Raw genomic sequence first — 371 nt, forward strand, 5'->3', positions numbered from 1 at the left:
GCCGGCCCACTGGGAGCCCTGCCCGGGGAACACGAAGACGGTCCCGCCGGTGGCGTCCGCCGTACCGGTCAGCACGGTGGCGCTCTCGGTGCCCTCGGCGAGCGCCCGGAGGCCTTCGGTCAGCTCGGTGCGGTCCGAACCCAGCACCACCGCACGGTGGTTGAACAGCGAGCGGGTCGTCGCCAGCGAGTGGGCGAGGTCGAGCGGGGCGGCCTCGGACTCCTGGAGCAGCGCGGCCGGGGCGCGCAGGGCGTCCGCCGACTTCGCGGACAGCAGCAGCGGCAGCACGCCGTGCGCCGTCGGTTCGCCCGCCGGGGCCTCCGGGGAGGGCTGTTCGAGGATGACGTGGGCGTTGGTGCCGCTGACGCCGA

The 371-nt window shown here is 75.7% G+C and carries 1 protein-coding gene; it reads right to left on the reverse strand.

Going from position 1 to position 371, the window contains the following annotated elements; translation table 11 throughout:
- Positions 1 to 371 (reverse strand): hypothetical protein (locus tag AE652_RS21185; protein ID WP_049653873.1); only part of this gene is annotated, 371 nt, incomplete at both ends.

It is taken from the genome of Kitasatospora sp. MY 5-36 (assembly GCF_001182915.1).
Classification (GTDB): domain Bacteria; phylum Actinomycetota; class Actinomycetes; order Streptomycetales; family Streptomycetaceae; genus Kitasatospora.